Origin of the sequence: Bradyrhizobium sp. CSA207, from assembly GCF_029051685.1 — a bacterium.
GTDB lineage: Bacteria > Pseudomonadota > Alphaproteobacteria > Rhizobiales > Xanthobacteraceae > Bradyrhizobium.
Map to the genome: position 1 here is coordinate 1 of NZ_JAACFT010000082.1, position 5604 is coordinate 5604.

General features: G+C 63.2%; 5 protein-coding genes. 3 read left to right on the top strand and 2 right to left on the bottom strand.

Translation table 11 applies throughout. The features are described 5' to 3' along the window. Positions 1-9 precede the first annotated feature (9 nt). Positions 10-810, top strand: a complete 801-nt coding sequence (locus GWG65_RS39800; protein WP_275200857.1) for an ABC transporter ATP-binding protein — start codon at positions 10-12, stop codon at positions 808-810. Positions 811-870: 60 nt separating this feature from the next. Here the strand turns inward: GWG65_RS39800 and GWG65_RS39805 are convergent, their stop codons facing one another. Continuing rightward, positions 871-2022: an AGE family epimerase/isomerase gene (locus GWG65_RS39805; protein ID WP_275200853.1), complete on the bottom strand. Its 1152-nt coding sequence runs from the start codon at positions 2020-2022 to the stop codon at positions 871-873. Between the two features lie 86 nt (positions 2023-2108). Between GWG65_RS39805 and GWG65_RS39810 the strand changes: the two genes are divergently transcribed. Both GWG65_RS39810 and GWG65_RS39815 read left to right on the top strand, forming a co-directional pair. Then, positions 2109-3332 carry an AMP-binding protein gene (locus tag GWG65_RS39810; protein ID WP_275200854.1) on the top strand — a complete coding sequence of 408 codons (1224 nt, stop codon included), beginning with the start codon at positions 2109-2111 and terminating at the stop codon, positions 3330-3332. Positions 3333-3755: 423 nt separating this feature from the next. Beyond that, positions 3756-5162 (top strand): hypothetical protein, encoded by a 1407-nt coding sequence (locus GWG65_RS39815; protein ID WP_275200855.1) that lies wholly within the window; start codon positions 3756-3758, stop codon positions 5160-5162. Here the strand turns inward: GWG65_RS39815 and GWG65_RS39820 are convergent. Next, positions 5126-5604, bottom strand: a 479-nt coding sequence (locus GWG65_RS39820) for an NAD-dependent epimerase/dehydratase family protein (RefSeq protein ID WP_275200856.1), incomplete at its 5' end; no start/stop codon positions are given. The genes GWG65_RS39815 and GWG65_RS39820 overlap by 37 nt on opposite strands.

Consider the following 5604-nt stretch of genomic DNA (forward strand, 5'->3'; position numbering starts at 1 on the left):
TCCCCCAGCATCGTGCCCGCGCCGCCCCTCCTCGGCGTGCGCAACATCGAGGTCGTCTATGACGACGTCATCCTGGTGCTGCGCGGCCTCAGCCTTGACGTCCCCAAGGGGGCGATCGTGGCACTGCTCGGGGCCAACGGTGCCGGCAAGTCGACGACGCTGAAGGCGATCTCGGGGCTGCTCAAGACCGAGGATGGCGAGGTCACGCGCGGCGAGATTCTGTTCGAGGGCGAGCGCATCAACGGCATCGATCCCGACAAGATCGTCCGCCGCGGCATCTTCCAGGTGATGGAGGGGCGCCGCATCGTCGCCGACATGACCTCGCTGGAAAATCTCAAGCTCGGCGCCTTCACCCGCAGGGACCGCGAGGTCGGTGCCGATCTCGACATGGTCTTCAACTATTTCCCGCGCCTGAAGGAGCGCACGGGGCTCGCCGGCTATCTCTCCGGCGGTGAGCAGCAGATGCTCGCGATCGGCCGCGCGCTGATGGCCCGCCCGAAGATGATCCTGATGGACGAGCCGTCGATGGGCCTGTCGCCCCTGCTCGTGAAGGAGGTGTTCTCGATCATCCAGAAGATCAATCGCGACCTCGGCGTCACCATTCTGCTGGTCGAGCAGAACGCACGAGCTGCGCTGTCGGTGGCGAGCCACGGCTACATCATGGAGCAGGGCAAGGTCGTGCTCGACGGCACCGCGGATGAATTGCGCGACAACGAGGACGTCAAGGAATTCTATCTCGGCGGCGCCGGCGACCAGCGCAAGAGCTTCAAGAACCTCAAGAGCTTCAAGCGGCGCAAGCGCTGGCTATAGCGTTTTCAAGCGAAGTAGGAACCGGCTCGCGTGAAGACAACGCGTCAAAACAAAAGAGCCTCAGCTCAGCACCTGCTCCGCTTCCGTGACTGCGCAGAGAACATGATAGAACGACGACGCAGGAATGGTGTCGATCAGCGATTTGCCGTCGCGATCGAAATGATCGTACCAGCCACCCCGCACGGGATGGCTGAGATAATGCCGTTCGAGCCGCACCAGCGCCGCGCGCGCCTGCTCCGCCGCCCCCGCCTCGCCGGACTCGGCCTGGGCGATCCACGCCTTGGCCATCTCGGTCTGCGGCCACAGCCGGCGCGAGCCGCGGCGGACGTTGCCAGCGTCATCGCCCTCGTCGACGAGGCAGCCGGTCGCCCCGTCGCGATAGCGCAACGCGGTCGCCAGCAGTTCAGTGCGCCGCTGCCCGGTCGGACATCCCGTGATGCGTTCGAACCCCTTCAGGAGCCAGACCCATTCCGCCTGGTGCCCCGGCTCGACGCTGATCGGCTCGATCTTCGACCAGTCCTCCTCGAAATATTCGCCGAGCGTACGCTTCTGCTTGTCGTAGAGATTGGCGAGGAACAGTGCAAAAAACTCGCCGGCGCGGTTCTGGAAAGACAAATCGTGGGTCGCGTCGAAACAGGCGATCATCGCCTCGAACAGGTGCATGTGCGGATTCTGCCGGCGCGGCAGCGAGACCGGCAGACCTTCGTGGACGCCACCGTGCGGCGAGCGCAGATGGTCGTCGAGAAACGCGAGCAGTGCGTCGATCTCGGCGCGAACCTGCGCGTCCTTGTCGAGTGCATACACGCTCGCCAGCGCAAACAGAATGAAGGCGTGGTCGTAGGCATCGCGCCGAGCATCGAGCACCGCACCCTCCGGCGTCAGCCGGTGCACGTAGCCGGGCCGTCCGTCGGGCGCCTTCGCTCTTGCCAGCAGGTGCTCGAGCCCCTTCAGAGCGATGGCGCGCCCATCCGGATACCAGCCCATCTGCGCCGCCTTCGCGTAGCACCAGATCTGCCGGGCCTGCACGAACACGCGCCGCGGCGCGGCCGCATCTGCCGTGCCATCACGGTGCAGCCGGTCGATGAAGCCGCCCGCGGCATGGTCCCAGCCGACGGTCGACCACAGCGGCAACGCCTCGTCGATCACGCGACGCTTCAGGCGCGCGACGACGCCGGACGCCTCGTCCGCCGCAATGATTCCTTCGTCCGCCATCGCGTTCTCTCCACGCCCCGACAATGGCCGACTGATACCCATGCAAGCGGCGGCGTGCAACGGATGCCAACCCGGAAAGATCAGCCATGACCGCCCATTACGACGCCCTCGAGACGCGCGAACAGGCCGCACGCGAGGCCGAGCTGTTCTCCCGCCTGCCGGGCGTGCTGCGCAGCGCGATGACCGCACCCGCCTATGCCGAGCGCCTGAGGGGCTTCGACCCGTCTGCCGTGACCTCCAGAGCGGCGCTGGCGAGCCTGCCGGTGCTGCGCAAGTCGGAACTGCCGGCCCTGCACAAGGCCTCCATGCCCTTCGGCGGCTTCGTGGCGGCGGCGCCGGGATCGTTCGCCCGCCTCTTCACCTCCCCCGGTCCGATCTTCGAGCCGGAGGGGCGGCAGGCCGACCCCTGGCGCGGCGCACGGGCCCTGTTCGCAGCCGGGTTCCGGCAAGGCGACGTGGTGCTCAATACCTTCAGCTACCACCTCACCCCCGGCGGCTTCATCTTCGATTCCTCGGCGCGCGCGCTCGGCTGCGCAGTAATCCCGGCCGGCCCCGGCAGCACCGAACAGCAGTTCGAGCTGATCGAGGCCTACCGGCCGGTCGGCTACAGCGGAACGCCGGACTTTCTGAAAATATTGCTCGATGCCGCAGCAAGCGCGGGCCGCGACGTCTCCTCGATCAAACGCGCGCTGGTTTCCGGCGCCGCCTTCCCGCCTTCGCTCCAAGCCGAGATCAAGGCGCGCGGCATCGACGCCTACCAAGCCTTCGGCACCGCCGATCTCGGCCTCATCGCCTTCGAGACCGGGGCGCGCGACGGCATGGTCGTCAACGAGGACCTGATCATGGAGATCGTCAAGCCCGGTACCGGCGATCCGGTTGCACCGGGCGACGTCGGCGAGATCGTGGTGACCTCGCTCGACCCGCACCATCCCTGGATCCGCCTCGCACTCGGCGACCTCACCGCGGCGCTGCCGGGTCCGAGCCCGTGCGGGCGCACCAACATGCGCATCAAGGGCTGGATGGGCCGCGCCGACCAGACCACCAAGGTCAAGGGCATGTTCGTCCGCCCCGAGCAGGTCGCTGAAATCGGCAAGCGCCATCCGGCGCTCGGGCGCCTGCGCCTCGTCGTCACGCGCCAGGGCGAGACCGATGCGATGACCCTGAAGGCGGAGACGGCCGCGGCGAGCGATTCGCTGCGTGAGGAGATCGCAGCCAGCTTGCGGACGGTGACCAAACTCGGCGGCGCCGTCGAATTGGTGAGCTCGGGGTCGCTGCCCAATGACGGCAAGATGATTGCGGACGAGCGGTAGCGCCGCCGGATATCAACTCCAGGCTCCATCACGAGAATTGCCGGCTCGTCTTCCTTGCGAGGAACGGTTGATTCTCTAGTCCTCTTACATTTAAGTGCTGCCAAGTGGTCTTGTGCAGAGTGGAGCGAGCGTGACTGAAGTTGACCTTAAGGGACTTGTACGTCCGGTCACCACGATACTTCCTGCCTTGCCGGCGATGGAGGCCTCGTCACTTCTGACGGATGCATCGCCTATCCCTTGCGAGATGGGCCACCTGTCCTTCGGGCCGGAAGCTGGAACGGACAAGCAGCAGCACCTGTGCCCCGACAGTCAGTCTCTACCGTCATTTGGACGTCAATCGCCTCTTCAGGATGAAGCGTACCGACGCGGGACCATCGATCGTGATGAGGAAGTCAACCACTCTGCACCGACGCCTCACCTAGAATGTTCAATGTCTTGATTGCCGACCGCGCCGCGACTCACCCGGCTCTAGCCAGTCGAACCAAGTTGGCTCTTCTCGGCCTGTCTTATCTGGCTGTCTACTGCATCTCGCTGATCGTGGTGGTCAACTACTATAGTGGCTACTTGCGAATTGCGGCAAACGACACCCATCGTGTCTTGGCAGCGACGATAACGGTAATTCCCTTTGCCCTCTGCTCTGTCGCGTTCGCCTTCACCCGCTGCAGTTTCGGCTACGCGGTCGGCTTTTACTTCTACACTCTCATCACCGGCTATCTCTGGCTCGTGAACTTTTCAACGTTTCCATACGATCATCTCATGGCGTGGATCTCCGCGTTTGCCTCGGGTCTCGCCTTCCTGGCACCCGCTCTCATGATGGGAGCGCCGATAAGACAGCGTTTCGTGCTGACGCCTGAGGCCTTCCGAAAACTGCCATCAATCATTTTGATCGGGACCGTCGCCATTGTCGCAATTGGATCGTTCTACAATTTTCGATTTGTTGGCCTTGAGGAGATCTACCAGTTTCGCAGTGAAATCGGATTTCCCAAGCTTCTCGAATACGCGATAGGAATAACTTCAGGCGCCCTGCTGCCCTTCGCATTCGCCTGTTTCGTGTGGTTCAGGATGCGCGTGCGGGCAGGAATGTGTCTGGTGCTGCTCGCCGTCTTTTGGCCGATAACCCTAAGCAAGGCTTCGCTGTTTGCTCCGGCGTGGCTGATGTTCCTGGCCGTCCTGACCCGCTTTTTCGAAGCGAGGGTTGCGGTTGTGCTCTCTCTTTTTCTGCCCGTGCTGGCGGGCATCGTGGCAGCCGCATGCAACGTGAGCGGACTGCTTTCCTACCATTGGTTCATCACCTATTTCAGCTCCGTGAATTTCAGAATGCTGGCGCTCACCTCGAGCGCTTTGGATTTCTATAATGATTACTTTTCAACTCACGGCCCAACGTATTTCTGCCAGCTCAGCCCCGTCAGACTGTTTGTTTCCTGCTCAATTCGCGAACCGCTCTCTGTCGCTATGCAGAATGCCTATCAAATCGGATATTTCAATGCGTCCCTGTTCGCTTCAGAAGGAATCGCTTCCGTTGGCATGAAACTCGCGCCGCTCTCGGCCCTCGGCTGCGGGATTTTGATCGGCTTCGTCAACCGAGTATCCGCGGGATTGCCCGCGAGCTTCATCCTTCTGTCCGGAGGGCTTCTGCTCAACACCCTTCTGAACGTCCCACTGTCGACCGCGCTTGCAACTCACGGCGCGGCGTTACTGTTCTTGCTTTGGTACGTGACGCCCCGCTCCCTTTTCGCGGAGCCCGACAGCATGACCGGATTCGAAGCCGGCGGCGAGCCCTTCACAACGTCGGATCAGGACCGTTCGGTCGATCCGCAATACGCGTCATAAGCCCGCCGCAAGCCATCTTCGAGCGAGGTCGTCGCGCGCCAGCCGAGTCTTTCGAGCCGGCTGACGTCAAGCAACTTGCGCGGCGTGCCATCGGGCCGCGAGGTGTCGAAAGCGATTTCGCCGCGATAGCCGACGATTTTGGCGACGACGCGGGCGAATTCAGCGATGGTGATGTCCTCGCCGGTGCCGATGTTGACCAACTCCGCGCTCGAATGGGTCTTCATCAGGTGCACGCAGGCATCCGCCATGTCGTCGACATAAAGGAATTCGCGCCGCGGTGTGCCGGTGCCCCAGACCACGACGCTCCCCGCACCAGCGACCTTGGCCTCGTGGAAGCGGCGGATCAGGGCGGCGACCACATGGCTCAATTCGGGATGATAATTGTCGCCGGGGCCGTAGAGATTGGTCGGCATCACGCTGATGAAGTCGCATCCGTACTGGC

Excerpts from the sequence above, each read along its gene's own strand:
- GWG65_RS39815 (WP_275200855.1), top strand. The coding sequence starts at position 3,756 with ATGTTCAATGTCTTGATTGCCGACCGCGCCGCGACTCACCCGGCTCTA.
- GWG65_RS39810 (WP_275200854.1), top strand. The coding sequence starts at position 2,109 with ATGACCGCCCATTACGACGCCCTCGAGACGCGCGAACAGGCCGCACGC.
- GWG65_RS39805 (WP_275200853.1), bottom strand. The coding sequence starts at position 2,022 with ATGGCGGACGAAGGAATCATTGCGGCGGACGAGGCGTCCGGCGTCGTC.